This is a genomic window from Marseilla massiliensis, assembly GCF_016899955.1.
GTDB lineage: Bacteria > Bacteroidota > Bacteroidia > Bacteroidales > Bacteroidaceae > Prevotella > Prevotella intestinigallinarum.
This window is the reverse complement of record NZ_JACJJL010000008.1, coordinates 84,614-104,096: the sequence shown is the minus strand read 5'-3', so window position 1 is coordinate 104,096 and position 19,483 is coordinate 84,614. Positions and strand designations below refer to the sequence as shown.

The window sequence follows — 19,483 nt, the reverse complement described above, 5'->3', positions numbered from 1 at the left end:
AGGGGTTATTCTTCTTTCTTCAGCGTGGGCAGTTCTCCGGTGAGTTTGTAACGCCACTCTGAACCGGCACTCTGCAAGGCGGTGTTCATGGCGGCAACTGCCGTCTGCCAGGTAACGTCTGTGCCGTCCACTTTTGTGGCTTGACCGCTGCCATTGTCGTATCCGATACCGGGATCAGGACTGTCGTTCCAGTAGCAGGCGGTCACACTACCGACGCCGCCGTTGAATCCCGCCACGCTACCGACCCAGTTGTAAGTTGCCGTGACATTTCCATTGACATGGTAACAGGCGGTCACGGTGCCGTAATAGTTCCATCCTACCACGCCGCCGACATAGTTGATATTTCCCGTGACATCTCCCGTGGCATGGTAGCAGGCGCTCACAGTGCCGAAGTTTTCTCCCACCACACCGCCGGTATATTGGTTGCTGGAAATGTTGCCCGAGACAGTGCAGCCGGTCACGGTGCCTTTGTTCTGTCCCACCACACCACCGATACAGCTTTCAGTTCCCGTGATATTTCCAGAGGCGGTGCAGCCGCTCACGGTACCAAAGTTTGTTCCCACTACGCTGCCAACGTAGAAGACACCAGATATATGTACATTTTCCAGCGTCAGGTTCTGCACCTTGCCGTCGGAACCAAGACAACCGAACAGACCCGCATAGTTTTTTTCCGACTGATTGACGGTCAGCCCAGTGATGGTCTTGCCGTTACCGTCGAAGGTACCGTTGTATGAATTGTTTTCGTCTGTGCCTATCCGTGTCCATTCCTTACCCGCCATGTTGATGTCGGCGGAGAGGGTACAATTTATCGATTGGTCTTTTTGTGCAGCTTCGTTCCATGCCAGCAGGCCGTCTGCGTTATAGACCGTGTAGGTCTTGGTGTTGGTGTCGTAGTTATAGCCCAAATCCTCGGCTGCGCCGCTCTCGCCGCCGCCGTCAGCCCAGTCGCCGATAGTGCAACCCTCCAGCGTCAGGCCGGTGGCGTTCACATTGACGGTATATTTATAGCGGTTGCCCGCCTCCAGCACGACGTCGTTCTGCGGGCGGAAGTAGAAGTTGCCGCCGCCGAGTTCCACACGGATGAACGGCTCGCCTTTCGCAACGGTCTGTGGGGCGGTCAGTGCCTCGTAGCTGTTGCCGCCCACTGCGTATGTTTCGATAGTGGCGGGATTGTTGTTATCCGTGCTCAAGCCGGTCACATAGACATCGGCTCCCGTCACGCTCGTGATGCCGTCTCCCGGTTTAAGAAGAACCGTTATACGCGCCGTGCGGTGGCTGAACTTCAAGGTGGGGTTGTCGAACTGCACTGCCTGGGCTTCGGCAGAGATGAAGTCGCTGCCCTCGAAGCCTTCCCTCGTGCTTTGGTCTGCCTTTACTACCACATCGGGCATCGTGGTGCCGTATGGCCACCATGCCGAAACGGTGATGTCCTCGCGGCTTGTCCACCAGAACGGGTCGGTGTCGCTGCTCAGGGTGGCGGAGCGGTAGCCGTCTGCATCGGATGCCGTTACATTGTATTGCTTCACCGTGCCGCCCACGCTGAGGGCTACGGTCTGTATGCCCTGCCAGTCGCCGTCCACGGTGGCGCGGGTGGAGGCAGGGGTTGCCACGGCTTGCAGGCCGGTGGCGCGGATTACCAATGGATACTCGCCCTCGGGCAACGTGCCGCCGCCGAGGTCATCCCGCGTGCAGGCAGTCGCCGCAAAAAGCAGCACCGCCGCTGCCGGTATCAGGTATAATGCATGTCTGATGTTCATATTCCTTATCGTTTATCGGTTCGTATCTGACTACAGGTCAGCACCCACTTCTCCGCCGTCTATTTCGTTCCACGCCGCAATCGTGGCTTGGCTGACTTCAATGCCTCTATTGCGTACCTTGACGGTATAGGTATAGTTGTTGCCTGCCTTCAGTGCGCCTTCGGGCACGGTGAGCGTGGCACGATAATTCTGACTTCTGTAATTCACATTCAACGGCAGGGATGCAGCTGTCTGCGGGAAGAGGATGACCGATGACGTGAGGTTGCCATCGGCCAGCTCCATGGTCAGTTCTCCGGTCTGTGCCCCGTCGTCTGCGGTGGCAATGCCGTCGGCCGTGTTGAACGTACCGGTGAGTTTCAATCCGTCCAGCGTGTAACGTTCAGGCTTGATCACACTGAAATCCACGCCGTCGCCCGCCTCGATGGTAAGGGTTATCCGGCTCATGCGGTGGTGGAAGGAGTTGTCTGCACCGCCATCCTTCGTTTTGTCGGTGAAGCTCACTACCGGGCTGTTTTTGTCTCCCGTGGCTCCTGAGGCAAAGAGGAAGTCGATGGCAGGCTGGTTCTGCTGTGCCGTGGCATCGGTCGTGGCTGCGAGGGTGCCTCCCGCTGCGTTGTACGGATAGTAGGCGCGGAAAGTATGGGTCTTTACATCTTCGATATAGATGACCTTTTCTTCTGCCTCAAATTTCCCGTTCTTCAGGATGAAAGGCACGTTGCCGTACCGAGTATCGTTGCCGATGTCGGTGACGCCGATGCGGTCTCCGCCAGTCCATGTGGTTCCGCTGGCGCGGGTGGCAGGGGCGATGTCGGCGATAAACCGGGCGGCCACGGGACCGTCATTGTTCAGAATCTCGTTGTCGTTATTGCAGGCTGCCAGTGCGAGGGCGAGCGCCGCAAGTGCAAAAAATCTTGTCTTCATTATATCTGTCATTTTATTAGTTACAAATCGGCATTTACATCATCACCTTTCACTTCTTCCCAGCCGGTAATTCCGGCTCCGTCCACTTCCATGCCTTCGGGAGTCTCAACCAGCGTTCCGCCGAGGGTCAGCGATTCGCCCTTTCCGGTGTTGAACTCCTTGAGAGCTTCCGTAAGGTCGCTTTTCAACGTGGTGGGGGTCGGGTTGCCGTCAGCATAGCGGATTTCGCCCGTCAGCAACTGTTCCGTGCCGGTCACACCCAGCAGCCGCACCGTGGCTTTCCACTTGCCGGCATCATCACCTTCGGTTATCTTGGTGAAGGGCAGTACGACGCTCGAAGCGGCTCCGTAGGTATCGGTTGCGAAGTCGAGTGTTCCGGCTGCACCCGTCAGATGGGCAATAATCTCCGTGATGCGTCCGGCGGCATCACCCGTCGGTTCGACGACAAGCGTCAGCTCGCGTACCTGCTGCTTCATTGCGGCGGTCAGCGGATAGTCCTTGTCTTTCTCGATGCTCAACTGTTCCGTATAGGTGAAGAACCATCCCGGAGTATTGTTCACAAAGGCATCCGTGCCTGCCCGGTTTCCCGTGGCTGCGGCAACGGTGGCGGTGGTGCCGCTTACCGTGATTCCTTCAGCTGGGTTCCACACCGCAAGGGTGTAGTTGCCCGGAGCAAACAGATGGTCGGGTGTATGGGTGGCGGAAGTCTCCGTACCCGTATAGTCGCCCATGTTGACCGTCCATGTGGCAGGTATGTCGATGCCCTCACCGCGGGTCGACCAGTCGGCTGTCACCGCAATCTTCCCGTAGTCGGGATGCGGCGTGTCATAAAGCGTGTCCTTCACGCAGGAAGAGAGCAGCACGGCGGCTGCCATTCCCATCATATTTATATATTGTCTTGCTTTCATATTCGATTCCTCCGAGTTAGAATAACTTCCATACCAATGTCACACCGGCATTGAGGGGGCCCCACCAGTCCTTTGTCTCGTTGCCACGGCGCACGCGCACACCGTCGATGACTTCATATTTCTCATAGTCGGCATTCAGGTAGCCCAAGCCGAGGTTGAAATCAAGATCTAATGCCTTGTTCAGCCGCAGCTGGTAGCCGGCAGTGATGCCGCCACCCATCAGGTCGCCCTGCTTGCCTGTTTCGGAGAGCTTGTAGTTGAACTGTCCGGCCTTGAACATAGCACCCAGATACCAGGCTTTCTTCTCACCCATGTAGTAACGCACTTCCGGAGCCACTTCCAAGAGGGCATAGCGACGGTCCTTGTCGCTCCACGTCCAAGAAGTCCACGAGCCGTTTACGGCAATGCCCCACGACGGGCAGATGCGCCATTCAAGTCCTAAATCGGGTGTCAGGGTAGCCCAGCGCAACAGGTTGGCACGCAGGGAGAGATGATAATCATTTGTGATTTTGGTTTCCGACGGCATGTCGGCAAGTGTATTTTGTTGAGCGGCTTTCTCTGCCTCTGCCTTTTCAGCGGCAAGTCGGGCTTCTTCCGCTTTGCGCTGCTCTTCGGCAAGTCGTTCCTGTTCGGCACGCTTCTCGGCTTCCAGTCGTTCGGCTTCCGCCTTGCGTCGTGCTTCCGCTTCCGCATCCGTCGCGGCTGTTTCCTTGACCGGCATCGTTAGGCGCACAGTGACAAAGTCTCCCTCTGTCGCATGGTTGCGGGTGATAAAGTTTTCTTCCTTGATTTCCGCACGGATAATCAGTTCGGATTTCACACGGTTCGAGCGAATTTTGGCTATCGCGAGGTTTTCTTTTTCGCCATTCAAGGAATTGCAGTAGCCATCGACATAAAGCGGCAACTTGCCGTCAAGAATGTCCGTCTTGTTGCTTTCAATGCACTCCAGCAGACGGGCGAGTTCCATGTCATTGCCGTTCCAGGGAACATAGAACATGTCCTTCTGCGGCACGAAGCGGAAGGTGTAGGTCGTGTCTGCTTTCTGCTGCGCAAAGACAGGAAAAGTTACTGCCGTCAGCCACAGAAACAGGGTAAGAAAAGTGATTTTTCTGCTCATATAAACTTGAATTATTATCTTTGTCTTCCCCAAAGGTAATAAATGCCATTCAGCGCCCAAAATATTACAAAAACTTTTTCTGCAAAATTTTAGCGTTTTATACTATTTGCCGATTGAGCACTTTTCAAATTGTTGTATGAGCACTTTTTTGCTGATTGAGCACTTTTATTTTGTCAATAGAGCACTTTTAGTCAATAGAAAATTCTGGTTTTATCATAAAATTACTCCATATTGGCTTTTCTCCACTTGGCCGGTGTGTATCCTTCTTTCTTGGTAAAAGATTTGATGAAGTAACTACGGGATAAGAAGCCTGATGATTCAGCCAATTTCTGCACACTCATTTCGGGATGTCCCTTCAGTAGTTTTTTGGCGTATTCCAGTCTTAGTCCGGTTATCCATTCACAGAATGAGACCTTATATTTCTCCTTTATATAAGCAATCAGATATGTTCTGTTTGTATCGAGCATTTGTGTCAAATCCTGTATGGTTAGCCCCGGCTGCGTGTAACCGTTACGCTCCAGCCATGGAATCAGATTGTTCTCGATGTTTTCAAAATATTTAGGCAATTCCTTTTCTGATTCAGCCTTTACTTCTTCAACCGGTTCATTTCCTATCTCCAAAGTACGTTCAACCTGTTCATAAAATATCATATAGTTCTGGTAAGAATAAAACAGGTAGCTGTAGAACGGTATCGATGACAGAATCCAGATGTAAACATATTTATCTGGAAGGAATGTCAATAGTCCGCATCCGACACCGAAGATAATAGCCCAGTAAGTGAATATGGAAAGCCATTTGATATACGCGTCGATGTCATCCGCTTGAGTGTCTTCAAAAATCCGGATCGCCTTATTATAAGCCCGAAGAAGTCTGCAAGCCAGAACCAATCCATAAATGACCAGCCAAGCAGCCAGAACCAGCAATGCAACCGTCTGGAAGATTCCTTTCGGCAGTAGCAGCAATACAATACAGGAAAGAATAGAATATATAATCCAAAGACTGATATGTGTGCATAATCGACGTTTCGTTATGTAAAAACGGTCTAACAGAATTGTGAGTGCCGAACTGAAAAGCCAGTAGCACAGGAAGTAGGTTGAAAGGTTCATCAGAATGGCAGCATCGGCATTCTTGAACCTGATTCCGAAAAAGAAATGTACGGAATAGTTCACCGCGAGCAACAGCATGGCCACACCCATAATCCGGCGGGAACGCAGATAGTTCCTGAAAATGCTCTTTTCCGGCATTTTGAATAATAGTAAGTAAACGCCGAAGAATAACATCAACGGCAGCGCAAAAATAAGTGAATAGCTGTATAATGATGGTTCCATTTTTATATTATGCTTAATGATTTCTGTTTGCAAAGTTACGGAAAATATCAGTTTTCAGGATTATTTTCCAAGTTCTTTTTATCTTTTAATCATATGGAAACGCTTTTATATTATACAGTTATCGGATTCATTTTCATGGTGGAAAGGTTCAAGTACAGTCCGTGATGTTCGATCATGCCATTACGGAACATCTTCCACAGAATGTTACAGCCGAGCTGTGCCAGCGTGGAGTTAATGAACAGGTCCTGCTTCTCCAGAGCCTCCGCCAGCGAGCAGCTCGGTCCGGAGTCTTTCTCCTTAACTTTCTCATATTTCACATAGCGGGTGATTACCTTCAGCGATTCGACTGTCTCGTACAGTTTGGATGCCGGTTGCCTGATTTTCTTCGGCACGGTTCCGAGGATGACTTGTCCCGTGTCCTGCGTATTCCCGAAGTCCATCCAGTACAGGGGCGTTTCGTGGCTTCTGTATTCTGATATAGGCACGGCTTTCAGTATGTTCCAGAGGTCGAGCCGGGATTTGATGTTGTCCGTACAGGTGATTGTGATGTTGGCCAGGTTTTCCCGTCTGGTGTCCTTCATGATTGTCGGATAGATGTCCGGTATCGCCTTCCAGTCGTTGCCGAAGAAGTTGTTTATGCGTGTGACGAGACACTGCGCCTTGTTCAGTCCGATGTCCGATGGACTGAAGAGCTGCCGCCCGATGTTGGCTTCCGTCACGATGTCGGAATCATACACGGTTATGAACAGTCCGGGGTGTCCGAGTCCCCTGAGTGCCGTGTCGAGCCTTGCCAGACAGGTAAGCACCTGCGAGCCTGTTCCTCCCGCTCCGATAAGGTTTACCGTCACCGGATGCTGCGGGTTTATGAGATAGTTGTCGATGTAATGTACCCTTTTCATTTCAGTATGTCTTTAAGTTTCATATTGTTCAACGGTTTCAGTTCGTCGAGGTTGAAATCCCTGTCCCGTGCCGCCTTTGTCACCAGCACGAGGTTTGACTTTGTCGGGTTTCCGTTTCCTCCCAGGTGGGTGAATTCCGTCAGCCAGAATTTCTTTTCCCAGTATTCGAGCAGGTTCGCATAGGTCAGGTTCCGGGGTTTCTCTATTCTTGCCGAACCGAGACACACGCTTGAGCCTGTCACGTTGAACAGAGGCGCCGCATATAGTGCCGTCTCCATGTCAGGCAGGTTGTCCTTATAGGCATAAACATCCAGCTGTGTTTCTTTGGCCTGATAGATTATGCCAGGCAGGTTGTATTGCGCGTTCTCGATTCCGAGATTTTCCACGAAATACATCATCCGTTTCCCGGGAGGATTGTACCAGATGTATTCCTCGCTTCCCTTACGTGTGTCCGCATACAGCAGATTGGACGGCAGTCTGCCATACGGCGTTCCGCTGTATGTTTCCGAGTAGTTGCGTACCAGTTCATTCATGAATTCCACAGTTACAGGGTGTCCTTCACCCATTCTTCCCTTCGCGTCAATGCTCCGCTGTTCCAGGAAATACTTTTTGTCCTGGGCATAGGTGTAAGCTATCAGTACCGCACGGGGGCAAAGGGTGGTATGTATCGTATTCGTAAGTTCATTCTTTTCCATCTTCTTTATTCGATATATGGTTTATGAATTTGTCCGCCCATCTGAAAAAACGTTCGGGATAATCGTCTTCCATTCTGAACAGGCTGTCAGTTTCCGGTGATATTTTCATTGTGGTGACGGGAATCAGGTCATATGTTTCTTGTCTCTCTGAATTATATTGGTTTTCAAGGCTTTCCGTTACAATATCATAGATGTCATAAGCTATCCGTATCTGTCTGTCAAGTCCCATCGGCCAGTAATCCGGTTCCTCCTCGAAGTACGGGTCATAGCAGTAGTGCATGATCGGTTTTTCCGGAAAGAGAAACTGCACTCCCTCTGTCATCAGTTCCAGCAGGATCGTTTCCCATTTGTCCTTCGGGGAATATTTCCGTATGGCGGCGGGTAGATTCTTGTAATAGGATGTCTTTTCCACCCGTTTCAGCAACCTGCGGACTTTCCCTTTCCTGTATGAACGGATTGTGGCGAGCCTGTTCCGTGTGTCGGTTTCAGGTTCGTCCCATTCCGCCGTTTCAAGCCAGTCGAGTACCATGTCCGTTTCTTCACCGTCCAGTATCGTGGCGATTCCATTGGCATTAGCCATATCGCAGATGAATGATATTGAGATCCGTTTCAAGACCGGGTTTAGTGCTTCCACGAATTTTACGGGGAAATAGTACAGCGTATATTCTCCCCATTGGTGGTATTTCCACAGGTTGAAATACAGGTGTTGCTGATTTTGTTCTATGTTGACACCCACATTGTCCTTGAGCAGGGTTTCCATGTCATATACCAGCTGGTTGATGCTTTCCCCGATATTCCTTCCGGGGACATGATGGGCTTTTACCCCCATGAGTTCCGCATATTTCCGGTATGAGGCGAGCAGGAATCCGTAGTTTTCATCCGTCAGTATATTGAACGGCTCCCCATCGTAGTCCTTTATGAGAAAACCGGGTACGATATTGGAGAAAGCCGTACTTAAAAAATGATTACGGCACCGCTGGGCGCCGCAATCCTTTTTCTCTTTTCTGTTCCGTAACGGTAGGCTTGTCCGGTTCCTTGTATGATGTACCTTGCAAGCTGTTCCATTTGGGATTCGCTCAATAGTCTGCATGATTCCTTCTTTTTTCTGTTGTCCTTTGCCATATCCTTTATCCTTTCGTTCCGATGGTTGTCTTGAACTCATATTCCGCCATGTCCTCCCTGATGACCGGACCGTGTACGGTGGCCGTCGTCAGTTCCGGGTACATGTTCGAATAGTAGCCCATGACCATGTCCGGCGAGATGTTCGGATCCGGGTCCTGAAGGGTTATATACTCCGTTCCTTTCTTGAATCTGAATGAACGTATCATTCCTTTAATTTCGAGTGCCATGGCTTAAACTGTCTGATAAGATGAATACTTGGGTTCCAGCATGGACTGTGGGAAATCAACGTATTCCTCATAGTCCTTCTCACTGTATGCGGGGTACTCCTGGTCGGAGAGGTACGGTTGCTGCTGTTCGTCCTCTTGCATGAGCCTCTCTTCCTGCCAGTCCTGCATTTCAGGCTGCGGCGGGTATTGAGGTTGGGGAGGCTGCTGTCCGCCTGTCCGCTGCACGTATTGCGCGTGCGGCTGTATCTGCGGTCTTGCCTGCGGCTGTGGCGGCTGTTGTTGCGGCGGCCATATTCCCGGTTGCTGCGGATGCTGCGTGTATGCCTGTTGCGGTCTCTGCGGTGCGGGCTGTGCCTGTCCCGGCATCTGTGGCTGTGTGTATGCCGGTTGCGGCGGTACAGGCTGCGGCGGTCTTTGCGCCACTGTCTGTCCCTGTCCCGGCATAGGAGGCTGCGGAGACTGTGTATATACAGGCTGTGGCGGTACAGTCTGTTGCGGATGTTGTGCCTGCGGTGTCTGTGCATATGCCGTCTGTTCCGGCTGTGCTTCCTGCTCCATCAGGTCGAAAAGGCTGCCCTTGTTCATTTCGGAAGTTGCCGCCTTTATCTTCTCCTCTATTTCCTTCAGCTGGGCGGCTGTTGCATACGCTTTCGCCTGTCCGAGCACATTGATGACCTCCCTGTGATTCTTGGCGGCTGTCAGTTCTTCCGCCTTCTTCATCAGTTTCTCGTACTTTTCCCGTTTCTCGCGTTCTTCCTTCGTTTCCTTGGATTTCGCTTCCTTGGCGGCCTTGCTGCTGGCGGCGGCCTTGTCCGCCTGAGCCTCGAACTGTGCCATGTTTGAGATCAGCCCGCAGGCTTTCTGTATCGGTCTTGTGACTGCCTGCAGGAATCCCGTGTCGAGTTCCTGCGGCGTTCCCGTGACAGTCAGCGGCACGATGTGGTTCTGGGCCTCGTCCTTGAGTCCGTTCGACTTGGGTAATGTGGAAACGGTCAGTTGTCCGTTTGTCTTGCGGATGACGATCGTGAGATCCACGCTTTCCGTCATCATCTGGTGGATTGCTGTGAAAAACATAATTGAAAAAAAATTAAATGATTAGACGATAAATTTCAATATTCGCTGAAAAATTCTGCCAGCAGCCTGTCCCTGTCAGGATGCCTGCATATTTCCAGAACGGGGTTCAGCAGCTTTGAGATGTGAACCGGACCGGTGGTCCCTCTCGGTGGCAGCTTGATTGCCGGTTGCGGGACGTGTACTTTCGGTCTTCTTGTCACGGGCATCCCTATCGAGGCTGGTGACTGTCTTGTGATGATCGCTTGTTGCATATTCTTTAATTTTTAACTGTGAATACCCGGGCTTTGGCAGCCCGTTGAACTACAAGGGCCCAACGGCAAATGCTTCCGGAAAGGCAGGGTTTTCGGGAAAAATACCGGAGCGCAGCGAGGATGATTTTTTCCGAAACCGCTTGCGGCCTGACCTTGCCGTCCGACAAGAAGCGTTTGCCAACTTTGCCCTGTAGTTCTCGGTTTGCCAATGTCTGTGTTTTTAGTCCATTCCCTTTTCTTCCCGTGTCATTTCCGGCTGTGACGGATACAGAAAGAGCCGCCCGCTCCCGGACAGCTCCCTTATGCTGCAATGATAAATTCCGTGCATGTTCCATATCGTCAGATTTCAGAAGACCAGAAAACTCAGGATGCACAGAATGATGGCCAGTGCCACGAGAAAACAGGCTATACGGTAGAGGAACCTGAAGAATCCCCTGAAACAGATGATGGCCACGGCGGTCCATACGGGCGATATGCCGTGGGAATAGAGCCAGCTGAATATGATGGCTGCTGTTACGGCCAGCGCGAGTGTCCTTGTCCATCTGCTGTCCGCTATCTTTCTGATACGTTCTTTTGCTTTCATAATCTTCATGTGTTTGGCGGGAATGCCATTCCCGGTTTCAGGGGCTTTCTTGCAGTCCGCCTCCACAGGCAAGGTTTTCGGGGAAAATACCGGAGCCTCGGGCGAGGATGATTTTTCCCAGAAACCGTAAGGCCAGACCTTGCCGGTGGAAACGGGCGGGCTGCGACCTTTGCCCCTCGAATCGGGATGGCTTCATCATTTCCTTTTCCTGCCGTTCCCGTTTTTGGGGAACGAGAGTGTCAGGGTGAACCCGGCGTCGAAAGTGACCGAAGCGTCGAAAGCCACGCCCTTCTTTCCCTTGAATCCCTTGATGAGCCGTGTGGAACCGGAGGAGAAAAGCTGTTCCAGATGCTGGTCCGTCAGTTCCTTGTTCAGGAACCTGCGGTACACGGTCAGTCCGCACCCTTTATTGTCACAGCGGGCACTCTTTTCCCTGACGATGATGTGTCCGGTCTTGCATTTGGGGCAGGTGAACGTGCGGGCGGCTGCCGCCGGAAGGCTGAGGTTCAGGATTTCACGGGTAGCCTTGCGGGTGTAGTCCGTGATGGATACCATGAACGTGTCCGGGCTGAGCGTGTGCCGCTCTATCTGGAGCAGGGTCTTCTCCCAGCTTCCTGTCAGGGAAACATCCGCCACGAGCATGTCCTTCACCGCCTCGTAGATATGGAGTCCCTTTTCCGTGGGGACGATGCTCTTGCCGGAGCGGGCGATATAGTCACGTTTGAACAGTGTGGTGATGATGGCGGCTCTTGTGGCGGGCGTGCCGATGCCCAGCTCCTTCACGGCCTCGCGTGCCTGTTCGTCGGCTATCTCCCTGCCGCAGGTCTCCATTGCTGCCAGCAGCGTGGCTTCGGTATAGAGCGGTCTGGGCACGGTATTCTTTTGGGCCAGTCCGAATCCTGAAACCGGAACCGTGTCCCCTTCGGCAAACACGGCCGTACCCTCGTCGGTTTCCGGCTCGTCATCCTCCCGGTCCTCTTTCCGCCCAAAGATGCCGCGCCATCCCGGGCTGACCACGGTAGAACCCTTCGAGCGGAAGTCCATCCCCTCCAGACGGCACTCCATGAGCTGCATTTCCTTCTCGCAGCAGGGTGCGAACGCCTCCAGCATACGTCCGGCTATCAGCGTATAGACGGCCTCCTCCGCCTCGGAAAGCCCTTCGGGTGCGATGCCGGTCGTGATGAGGGCATGGTGGTCCGTCACTTTCCTGTCGTCCACGCTGCGGGTGTTGAGACGCGCAAAGTCAAGGATTCCGGCACTTGTGGCGAATCCGGGCATGGCCATTATCCTTTCCAGCAGACCGGGCACACAGGCCATCACGTCGTGCGGGATATACCGGCTTCCCGTTCTCGGGTAGGAAATGAGCTTCTTCTCGTAGAGCGACTGGGCGATGTCCAGCGTCTTTGCCGCGGGCAGGTCGAGGTGCACGTTGCAGTCCTTCTGGAGTGCCGTCAGGTCGTAGAGCAGCGGCGGCTGTTGCAGGGTTTTCCTGCGCTCCACTTTCGTGACCGTCGCCGAAGAATCGGGAGAGAGACTGCGGTAGGCGGCTTCCGCCTTCTGCCTGTCGTCAAAGGTCGCGGGATGGAAGAAGCGGCGGTGTGACGTGCCGCCATTGAGGGTGACATGCAGCTGCCAGTATGGTGTGGATACGAAACTGCGGTTCTCCCTGTAGCGGCGGCATATCATGGCGAGCGTCGGAGTCTGCACCCGTCCGATCGAGTTGTTGGAAGAGCCGGAGACGATGGCCAGGGCACGGCTGGCGTTCATGCCCACCAGCCAGTCCGCCTTCGCGCGGCTGTCGGCGGCGGCATACAGGCTGTCGTATTCCGAGCCGTCCTTCAGTTCCTCCAGCCCTTTCCGTATGGCCTCGTCGGTCAGCGAGGAGATCCACAGGCGTCTGAACGGTTTCGTGCAGCCCAGAAAGTCGTATATCCAGCGGAAGATAAGTTCCCCTTCGCGACCGGCATCGGTAGCCACGATGATGCTGTCACAGCGCTTGAACACGCTTTCTATGACTTTCAGCTGTTTCGAGGCGGCGATGTCCGTGACCATTCCCCTGTCCGTGCGCACCTGTCGGGAGACCAGGCGGAACGTGTCCGGCAGCATCGGCAGGTCCTCCGCTGCTGTTTTCGTGTAACCGTAAGTGTCCGGCATGGCCAGCGACACGAGGTGTCCCAGTGCCCAGGTTACCATATATCCGTTGCCGGAACAGTAGCCGTCATTTCTTGTATCAGCCCCGACTACACGGGCTATGTCCATGCCTACACTCGGCTTTTCTGCGATGATTGCTATCATATTGTTAGGATAAAAATTAAGCCGTTTCCCGTTTTCCGTGCGGAAGACAGGAAACGGCGGTAAGACATCAGTTTACTTGATAATTGCTCTCAGGCTATCTGCCCAGCGGCGTTACGCCCTGGATTTCCAGCAGCGGGGCCTCGCCCTTACGGACCAGCTGGAGCGTGGCGTCCATCACCACGTCCACGCCGAGGAGCACGAGGCTCAGGGACATCACTTTTGTTTTCTCTCCCCTGAGGAGGGTGTCCATTTCGCCGGAGAGTTCCAGCTCGTCCTTCATGATACCGATACCGGAGAGTTCGTCCCAGTTCACTTCATCAGCCTTGAAAGGCATGTCGTTTCCGTTTTCCTTTTTCATATTTCTTTCTTTTTTTATTTAACATTCATTTTCCGTTACCTATAGTCAGGCAATGCTCGCACCTTTTGACTTGCGGTTGCCCTGTTCCTGTCGCTGGCTGTTGGCCACCACGTTTCGCTGTGACGCGTCACGTTTACGGTCGGGATTCTCGTTGTAGAAGTCCAGACGCCCCTGGTTGAAGTTCGCCTTGACGTACTGCGAGATGGTCTTCCCGTCATATCCCTTGATGCCTTCCACCAGCACGGCCTTTCCGCTCTGCAGGTCCGCACGCTGCTGTCTGGTCAGTTCCACGTCCCATACCTTGGTTGGAATCTTGAAATCCTCGCGCTGTTCGAAACCGTCCGGCGTACGGGAGTAGCTCAGGCGTCCCGTTTCCAAATCGGCCTTGATGAAGGAGGAGAATTCCTCTCCCTTGCGGTTCACCATGTCATTGAGGAAAATCACCTTGCCGTCACGGAGCTGCTGCTGTTCCTCCAGCGATATTTTCACTCCGTTGATTTCGTTGGGGATATAGATTTCGCGTGCGCCTTCCGGAGAGTCCGGGTTGTAGCGGGTGTATGACGGGCGGCCTGTCGCCTCGTCCAGCTTCACGTAAGAGGAGAACACCTCGCCGTCCTTGCGCTGCATTCCCTCCACGAAGATGGCTTTTCCGGCGTTCAGGTCTTCAATCTGTTTCTGTGTCAGTTCCACACCCCCGAGTGTCTGGCGGTTGAAGAGCTTGTCGTTCTCGAAAATGAACTCGACACCCCTGCGTTCGGCATTTACCTGAATGAAGGCGTTGAACTCGTTGCCGGACTTGGCAATCATGCCCTCTACATAGACCTTCTTGCCTTCACGCAGGTCATTCTGCTCCTGCTCTGTCAGTTCCACGCCCTTGATTTCCCTTGGGATGAAGGCATTCTCCGCTTTCATGGCGACCACCTCGTTGGTCAGCTTGTCAATACTGATGAAAGAAGGGATATATTCCCCGTTGCGTCCTTTCAGTTCCACGACACGTCCCATGTTGCCCGTTTCGAGCAGGTTCTTCTTGTCCTCGTCGGAGAAGATGTGTCCGAAATACGGTCGGTCAAGGTCGGGTTTCTGTCGGATACCATGGATGCCGAGCACCACTTCGCCCGCCATGGACTGCTGGAATGACAGACGTGCGTCAGTCCTCAGTACGGCCGAGCCGAAGTTCATGCTGATGGGTACTACCTGGTTGGTCTTGTATCCTTTGAGCATCTGTTCGAGCAGTCCGCGTTCCTGGAGGTATTCACGGGAGATTCCGAAATTCTTTAGCTGTTCCCAGTTGATCATGGACTCGTTGTAACGGTACTGAGGGGACTGGGTCTGCGGCTGGCTGTCAGCTGCGGCAGCCTGCTGCTGGGTTTCATTTTTCTTTGCCATTTCTTCTTGATTTTTTTGGTTGATACTTTGGTTTTCCTTGTTGCGCGGAACAATCTCGTACTGCTTGAGAAATTCCTCCACGACTTTTGTCTTTTTTCCTGCGGCGATGTCCTCGATGGCCTGCTGTACGGCAGGATCGTCCAGCCTGTCTTCCTTGACGGAGAGGATTCCGAAGCGTGTCGGGTCTTTCAGCTGGCTCCAGAAGTTCTTGATGAAGTTCTCGAAGGCATCTGCATAGCGGTCAATCTTCAGGAAGGAGTTCCGGTTCTGCCTGTCGGCGGCTACCGTGTTGAATTTTCCGTCCTGTCCGATTTGCGACACCGCTTCAAGAATCAGTTCCATCTTGTCGAGGATGAACACGATGTCACTCATCTGCTCGTTTTCGGTGACCTGCGGTTTCGGGGGTTCTTCTCGTGCATTTTTCTTAGCCATAATTTTTGATTTTTAGTGTTGATAACTCATGTTGTCACCGCAAATATATAGGAGAAAAATTGATAAATAATTGATTTGTAATATGTTAGGATATACATTACATCTTGTGTCATCACATTACACCGCAGGCTGGAGAAAACAGAGCGGAAATGCGTGGGAAAACGGCGGGAAAAGGAGGAAAAAGCAAGGAACGAAAAAGGAAAGGGAAAAGGCTGGAACAGGCCGGACAGACAAGGGCATGGCGGTACGCACAGTCGCATGGAAGAAAAGGAAAAACTGTAATTATGCAGAGTTGGGAGCGAGCTGCTTTTGTCCCCCCCTTGATGTGTCCTTTTGTGACAGGAAGCGGATTTTTTTAGGGGAATAACCGGATGGCGTAATCCATTGGGACGGCATAGAGGAGCATGGTTCTCCCGCCGGATTCTTTTTTATTTTGACCTGTATCTATGCGTCGTAGGTCGCTTCGCTTGCTAAGTCCCGGTACTTTCCCCAACTCGGACGGCAATACCGGAGCGTTTTTTCGGGCGGAAAATTACCGCAGGGAATTTTGTGTCCCGAAAACCGGAGGCTTGAACGTGGAGGTATTCGCCCTCCGAGTTACCTTCTTTGAAGGGACTTATCAAGTGAAGCGGGGCTTATGACCGTATTATTGGAATGATTATGGACATTGATGTTTACGATTGAATTCGACATCTGATATGTCCAAACGGTCGGTTTGTATTGATGTACATGTATTGTGAATATTAGAATTAGATTAAGGTATAATTGGTTTCTGATACAAAGATTTAATCCTTGACCTCATCCATACTCATAAAAATCAAAGATTAAATCTTGAATTGTGTCATAAAAGTTCTTCATACACTCCGAATCCGAAACATCCGGCTATGACAAAATCTTCCCCGCTTTTGTCAGCCAGTGACAGCAGGCTGTCCAGAGTATCGCAGTAGAAAAAGATTTCATCGTCCATTTCCGTATCGGAATCCATGCTCAGGGCTATTCTTGTTTCCAGTGTCTCCAAAGTGTCGTTCCAGCGTATGGCGCATTCGAGGAAATGCGGTTCATGTCCCTTTTCAGTACGGTACTCCTGATATTTTTCACGGATTTCCTTCTTGATTTTCTCCGGCTTCTTCCAGGAACTGTCATCCACGATTTCAAGACTCAGACCCTCGACAAGCAGGCACGTGCCTCTGTCATATACCATCAGGGTACGTTTTCCCATGTGTTTTTTTCTCAAGTTTTCCCAATCGGGAATGTCCCATCGTTCGGTAGTCCATACTCCCCGATAATTTTCGGGGACAGCGAGATATTCGCTCAGTGTCATTCTTTTCATTTTTCTGTGTATTTATGGTGAAACAAAAAGAACCTTGCAGGTCTTGCAAGGCTCTCCAAATGCGGGATAGCGGTCAAACTCGTTGCAGGCGTCCCAGTCCACGCTCATCGTGTATCCTTTCGGGAAATGTGTGCCGACAAATTTTTCAATCATGGCCCGTTCCTTTTCGTTCAGACTGCCGTCCTCTTCCGTTCCGTATTCCAGGGCATATATGGCCCATTCGGGGATGTTGTCCCATTCCGTCTTTTTCATGTGCGCTGCCATAGCATACCGTTTATGCGGCGGAAAGTCTGCCGATTATCTCCTGAAGTTCCTGTTCCCATTTCCCGTCGCCATTGCCGAAGGATGGATAGGTAAGCTGGTACCAGTTGTGGTAATCGAAGAGTTTCATCCTCAGCGGATAGTAGTCGAATATTTTCCGGCCGTCCCTAAAGATGCGGATATGATTTATACCTACGTTCATGGCCTGTAATCCGTGTCCGTTTAGAATCTCATGGAATCTTTCCATCGGGGTGAAGTTGCTTCTGCTCATATCTTTCATTTTTTTGAGTTAGACATCTGCGGCTTGTCAAGCCGGTATTTTATTTCTTGCCTGCCTTTCTGTCCCGTGCCGGATAGTGCAAGGCTTTGCGAAAAAATACCGGAGCACTCGTGCGAGGATGATTTTTTCAGCAAACCACGGAGGGCCCCGGCCTTGCACAATCCAGCGGGCACGGGACGACCTTTGCAGGCGGAAATAAAACAGCGGTCTCTGTTGTTCCTCTATTCCTCGTCATTGTTTTCTTCTCCGTCCTGCTGTGGAATAAGGTGTTTCAGCTCCGGATCATTTTTTATTCTTTCCATCTCTTCTTCTATTATCTGCAACACGTCCGCCTTTATCTGCGAGTAGTTTCGGTCAATCTGCTGTTGCATGATATCGTTTCCGTCCGCGTCCCTGAACTCGTTGATGACAGGAATTTTCTTGTAGGCTTTCATCTCTTCCGATACCTTTGCGCTGTCCACGATGATGCGGGCATGGAAAATCTTCTGGTCTATCTCTTCCCCGAAATTGTCGGCCACGCTGCCAACGAATGTACCCTGCGAAAGATTGGCTATCTTGGAGGCCGGTATCAGGGAATCAAGCTGCGTATTGATGGAAGTCGAAGTGTCCTGACGGTTGATGGATATGGACTGCCGCTGCTGGAGAATCTTGCCGAACCGTTCCGACAGTGATTTTGCCGTTTCTCCAACCACCTGTCCGCTGAAGATGTTGCCCACCGTGTTTTGGATTACCTTCGCTTCCTTATCCCCGTAGTCACGTGCCAGTTGCGAGAAGTCCTGGAAGCCGAGACAGACGGCTACTTTGTTGCTTCGGGCGGTCGCAATCAGGTTGTCGATACCACGGAAATAGATGGTCGGAAGCTCGTCAATGATTATGGAACTTTTCAGTTGTCCCTTTTTATTTACCAATTTAACGATGCGCGAATTATACAGGCCGAGAGCCGCCGAATAGATATTCTGCCTGTCCGGATTATTGCCCACACAGAGGATTTTGGGGTGTTCGGGATTGTTCAGGTCCAATGTAAAATCATCCCCCGTCATCACCCAGTAAAGCTGTGGCGAAATCATGCGCGAAAGCGGGATTTTCGCACTTGCTATCTGGCCCTGGAGCTGATCTTGCGCTCCGCCTTGCCAGGCATCCATAAAGGGGGAAAGATAGTTCTCAAGGGACGGATAAGAGGTAAGAATCGTGAAAATATCTGCATACGGCTTGTTAAGAAATTCGATTGCATGAGGGAACGTGCAATACTTCCCGTCCTTGTAAATCCGCAAATACCAAATGATTGCGGCAAGCAGGATAATCGGGGATTCCACGAAAAAATCACCCTGTTTCTGTATCCAGGTCTTGTTCAAATTGAGCATTATGGTATAGGCACTTTCGTAGGCATCGCTGATGTCTGCCATGAATTTTGGATTGATAGGATTGCAGCGGTGGCTGCGTCTGGGGTCGTCGAAATTGATGACGTAGAATTCCGGTTTGACCTTGTAATGTTGTCTGTGCTTGAGCAGATGGTTGTAGGCTATCTCCGAAAGGTCCGGAAACTTGTAGTCATAGATATACATGGCAAAGGATTTCTCAATCTGCTGTTTGATGTAGTTGTTCACCACGGCATAGCTCTTTCCGGAGCCCGGTGTTCCCAGCACGATAGAGGCTCTGAACGGGTTTACGATATTGATCCAGCCGTCCCATTCCTTGCCCTGATAGACAAATTTCGTGGGCAGGTTGACGGAATACTCGTTTTCCATAAGCCTTGTTTCCTGCATGAAACTTTCGTTGGCGGTGTTGAATACGTCTTCCATGAGGTTGTGTTTCAGCATACGGCTGATCCATATTCCCGACATAAGCAGGAGAATGTAACCTGCGGTGAGCGTCAGCGTATATGCGGCCGCATTCACCGTCGGGTTGAACGGCAGGTCAAGCATCCACCAGTTCATGAAGAACAGGACGATGCCGCCGAGGAAGGCGGCGTATATTTTCCGCCACGTCATCTTCTGGTTCTTGACACCTTTCGTACCCAGACACGAAAGTCCCAGGAATATGAAGGCGAACACTTTCGTCACGAGCAGGTTGCTGAACAGTCCTGCCGTCCTCTGGAAGTTCAGCAGAATCCTGTCCACGACTCCGATGTTGATGCCCATATCCACGAATGCGCTGTAGCAGAACCAGTAGACATGGATCACAATAAACACGATGGAAATGGCACGCATGAACTCCATGACCTTGGCCAGTCCTCTTAAATCATCTTCTTGTTGCATAACT

General features: G+C 51.8%; 20 protein-coding genes. 1 reads left to right on the top strand and 19 read right to left on the bottom strand.

Annotated elements, in window-relative coordinates:
• Positions 1-5: 5 nt before the first annotated feature.
• From H6B30_RS06440 to H6B30_RS06375, 15 genes are all read right to left on the bottom strand, one after another.
• Positions 6-1,751: a fimbrillin family protein gene (locus tag H6B30_RS06440; RefSeq protein ID WP_204428427.1), complete on the bottom strand. Its 1,746-nt coding sequence runs from the start codon at positions 1,749-1,751 to the stop codon at positions 6-8.
• Between the two features lie 36 nt (positions 1,752-1,787).
• Positions 1,788-2,678 (bottom strand): fimbrillin family protein, encoded by an 891-nt coding sequence (locus tag H6B30_RS06435; RefSeq protein WP_178571351.1) that lies wholly within the window; start codon positions 2,676-2,678, stop codon positions 1,788-1,790.
• A gap of 20 nt (positions 2,679-2,698) precedes the next feature.
• Complete coding sequence (locus H6B30_RS06430) at positions 2,699-3,586, bottom strand: FimB/Mfa2 family fimbrial subunit (protein ID WP_204428355.1); 888 nt, start codon at positions 3,584-3,586, stop codon at positions 2,699-2,701.
• 16 nt (positions 3,587-3,602) lie between these two features.
• Positions 3,603-4,703, bottom strand: a complete 1,101-nt coding sequence (locus H6B30_RS06425; protein ID WP_204428353.1) for a DUF3575 domain-containing protein — start codon at positions 4,701-4,703, stop codon at positions 3,603-3,605.
• A gap of 221 nt (positions 4,704-4,924) precedes the next feature.
• On the bottom strand, positions 4,925-6,031 hold the full coding sequence (locus H6B30_RS06420) for a helix-turn-helix domain-containing protein (protein ID WP_188521406.1): 1,107 nt from the start codon (positions 6,029-6,031) through the stop codon (positions 4,925-4,927).
• Between the two features lie 110 nt (positions 6,032-6,141).
• Positions 6,142-6,930: a PRTRC system ThiF family protein gene (locus H6B30_RS06415; protein ID WP_188521407.1), complete on the bottom strand. Its 789-nt coding sequence runs from the start codon at positions 6,928-6,930 to the stop codon at positions 6,142-6,144.
• Positions 6,927-7,625 carry a prokaryotic E2 ligase family D protein gene (locus tag H6B30_RS06410; RefSeq protein WP_057252935.1) on the bottom strand — a complete coding sequence of 233 codons (699 nt, stop codon included), beginning with the start codon at positions 7,623-7,625 and terminating at the stop codon, positions 6,927-6,929. The genes H6B30_RS06415 and H6B30_RS06410 overlap by 4 nt, the downstream gene beginning before the upstream one ends.
• Complete coding sequence (locus H6B30_RS06405) at positions 7,612-8,715, bottom strand: hypothetical protein (protein WP_204428425.1); 1,104 nt, start codon at positions 8,713-8,715, stop codon at positions 7,612-7,614. Before H6B30_RS06405 ends, H6B30_RS06410 begins: the two co-directional genes overlap by 14 nt.
• 37 nt (positions 8,716-8,752) lie before the next feature.
• Positions 8,753-8,974 carry a PRTRC system protein C gene (locus H6B30_RS06400; RefSeq protein WP_075318659.1) on the bottom strand — a complete coding sequence of 74 codons (222 nt, stop codon included), beginning with the start codon at positions 8,972-8,974 and terminating at the stop codon, positions 8,753-8,755.
• 3 nt (positions 8,975-8,977) lie between these two features.
• Entirely contained in the window at positions 8,978-10,048 is a 1,071-nt protein-coding gene (locus tag H6B30_RS06395) for a PRTRC system protein E (protein WP_204428351.1), read from the bottom strand.
• A gap of 35 nt (positions 10,049-10,083) precedes the next feature.
• Positions 10,084-10,299 (bottom strand): hypothetical protein, encoded by a 216-nt coding sequence (locus H6B30_RS16335; protein WP_239466047.1) that lies wholly within the window; start codon positions 10,297-10,299, stop codon positions 10,084-10,086.
• A gap of 346 nt (positions 10,300-10,645) precedes the next feature.
• A complete protein-coding gene (locus H6B30_RS06390) occupies positions 10,646-10,882 on the bottom strand; it encodes a hypothetical protein (RefSeq protein ID WP_075319296.1) in 237 nt (78 codons plus the stop codon).
• A 195-nt stretch (positions 10,883-11,077) separates the two neighbouring features.
• Positions 11,078-13,177, bottom strand: a complete 2,100-nt coding sequence (locus tag H6B30_RS06385) for a type IA DNA topoisomerase (RefSeq protein WP_204428349.1) — start codon at positions 13,175-13,177, stop codon at positions 11,078-11,080.
• Positions 13,178-13,271: 94 nt separating this feature from the next.
• Complete coding sequence (locus tag H6B30_RS06380) at positions 13,272-13,535, bottom strand: DUF4099 domain-containing protein (protein ID WP_057252920.1); 264 nt, start codon at positions 13,533-13,535, stop codon at positions 13,272-13,274.
• 45 nt (positions 13,536-13,580) lie between these two features.
• Complete coding sequence (locus H6B30_RS06375; protein ID WP_204428347.1) at positions 13,581-15,353, bottom strand: DUF3945 domain-containing protein; 1,773 nt, start codon at positions 15,351-15,353, stop codon at positions 13,581-13,583.
• A gap of 82 nt (positions 15,354-15,435) precedes the next feature.
• Here H6B30_RS06375 and H6B30_RS16330 point away from each other — a divergent pair, with 82 nt between their 5' ends.
• Entirely contained in the window at positions 15,436-15,720 is a 285-nt protein-coding gene (locus H6B30_RS16330) for a hypothetical protein (protein ID WP_239483664.1), read from the top strand.
• A gap of 474 nt (positions 15,721-16,194) precedes the next feature.
• Here H6B30_RS16330 and H6B30_RS06365 read toward each other — a convergent pair whose 3' ends face one another.
• The 4 genes from H6B30_RS06365 to mobC all read right to left on the bottom strand — a co-directional run bounded on the left by H6B30_RS06365 (position 16,195) and on the right by mobC (position 19,479).
• Positions 16,195-16,683, bottom strand: a complete 489-nt coding sequence (locus H6B30_RS06365) for a hypothetical protein (RefSeq protein WP_204428345.1) — start codon at positions 16,681-16,683, stop codon at positions 16,195-16,197.
• Between the two features lie 12 nt (positions 16,684-16,695).
• The gene (locus H6B30_RS06360; protein WP_430516434.1) at positions 16,696-16,935 is read right to left on the bottom strand and encodes a DUF6926 domain-containing protein; all 240 of its coding nucleotides are present in this window, start codon (positions 16,933-16,935) and stop codon (positions 16,696-16,698) included.
• Between the two features lie 22 nt (positions 16,936-16,957).
• Positions 16,958-17,215, bottom strand: coding sequence for a hypothetical protein (locus H6B30_RS06355; RefSeq protein ID WP_055172787.1), 258 nt, complete (start codon positions 17,213-17,215; stop codon positions 16,958-16,960).
• Between the two features lie 230 nt (positions 17,216-17,445).
• Entirely contained in the window at positions 17,446-19,479 is a 2,034-nt protein-coding gene (gene mobC / locus H6B30_RS06350; protein WP_204428328.1) for a conjugal transfer protein MobC, read from the bottom strand.
• Between the last annotated feature and the right edge of the window lie 4 nt (positions 19,480-19,483).